Annotated in this window: 1 protein-coding gene; it reads left to right on the forward strand. The window is 67.2% G+C overall.

What is annotated here, in order from left to right:
* The first annotated feature begins 363 nt into the window (after nt 1–363).
* The gene (locus tag RMO85_RS03355; RefSeq protein ID WP_310526462.1) at nt 364–1,728 is read left to right on the forward strand and encodes an NAD(P)/FAD-dependent oxidoreductase; all 1,365 of its coding nucleotides are present in this window, start codon (nt 364–366) and stop codon (nt 1,726–1,728) included.
* Nucleotides 1,729–1,749: the final 21 nt, after the last annotated feature.

Below are 1,749 nucleotides of genomic sequence, written 5' to 3' on the forward strand. Positions count from 1 at the left end.
CACACTCGACGAGTGCGTCGCGCCCCTGCTTGCTACTGTTGTGCGCGACCCACCGCCGCGCGTCGGCGGCCGCGCGCGGGGTTTGCGACAGTGACAGCGGATCCTGGTTCAGTGGCAAGGGTTTCTTTCGGGGTGGACCGATCGGGGATAGTCCAGCGCGGCCCGGATACCCACTCGTGGGATCAGTCAAACCTGTGGTCAGGGAATTTTTCTCAGGGTGTTCACAGTGTGACCAACCAAACCTTCTCCCGAGTTCGCGCGCAACCGCCCGGAGGCGGGAGACTGTCGGTGACGTGCCCCAAGTCAGCCGCACCGGGGCTCGCGCCACAGTCACCGTGTCGGAGCGGCTTCGAGAGGATTGACATGACCGTCCAGGCACCAGCCCGCCACAAGGTGGTCGTGATCGGGTCCGGCTTCGGTGGCCTCTTCGGCACCAAGGCACTGCGCCGCGCTCCCGTGGACGTCACCATGCTGGCGAAGACCACTCACCACCTCTTCCAGCCGCTGCTCTACCAGGTCGCGACCGGCATCCTCAGTGAGGGCGAGATCGCACCTCCCACCCGCGAGGTGCTGAGTGGCCAGCACAACGCGCAGGTGCTGCTCGGAGAAGTCACCGGCATCGACCTCGGGACCCGGACCATCACCAGCCACGTCCTGGGCCGGGAGACCCTCACGCCCTACGACTCGCTGATCGTCGCGGCGGGCGCCAACCAGTCCTACTTCGGCAACGACCACTTCTCCGAGCACGCGCCCGGCATGAAGAGCATCGACGACGCCCTCGAACTGCGGGGCCGCATCTTCGGCGCCTTCGAGATGGCCGAGCTCGGCGCCAACCGCGGCGACAACGTCGACCACCTCCTGACCTTCGTGGTCGTCGGCGCCGGTCCGACCGGCGTGGAGATGGCCGGCCAGATCGCCGAGCTCGCGCACCGCACCCTCAAGCGCGACTTCCGCGCCATCAACACCCGCACGGCTCGAGTCATCCTGCTCGACGCCGCGCCCCAGGTCCTGCCGCCGTTCGGCCAGAAGCTCGGCGCGAAGGCGAAGAGCGAACTCGAGAAGCTCGGCGTCGAGGTCATCCTCGGCGCGATGGTGACCGACGTCGACGAGCGCGGCATCGAGATGAAGTTCAAGGACGGCCGCGTCGAGCGCATCAAGACCGTCACCAAGATCTGGGCGGCGGGCGTCCAGGCGAGCTCGCTGGGCAGGATCCTCGCTGAGCAGACGGGTGCACCCCTCGATCGTGCCGGTCGGATCGGCGTCAACCCCGACCTGACGCTGCCCGGCCACCCCGAGGTCTTCGTGGTCGGCGACATGATCGCCCTCGACAACCTCCCCGGGGTCGCCCAGGTCGCGATCCAGGGCGCCAAGTACGCCGCCAAGGAGATCCGCAACCGGATCGAGGACAAGGCTCCTCAGGAGCCGTTCCGTTACTTCGACAAGGGCTCGATGGCCATCATCAGCCGGTTCAACGCGGTGGCGATGGTCGGCAGGCTGCGGCTCACCGGCGTGATCGCGTGGCTCATGTGGCTCGCCGTGCACCTCGTCTACATCACCGGCTTCAAGAGCCGCGTCACCGCGGTCCTGCACTGGTTCATCTCGTTCCTCGGCCGCGGTCGCTCGGAGCGCACGACGACCGAGCAGCAGATCTTCGCCCGGGCCGCCCTGGCGCGTCTTCGGCGCGGCGCCAAGGCCCAAATTATCCTGCCCTTGATCGACAAACCATAGTTCGCGTGTTTGTGGATGCCA

The organism is Nocardioides sp. (genome assembly GCF_031422975.1).
Classification (GTDB): Bacteria; Actinomycetota; Actinomycetes; order Propionibacteriales; family Nocardioidaceae; genus Nocardioides.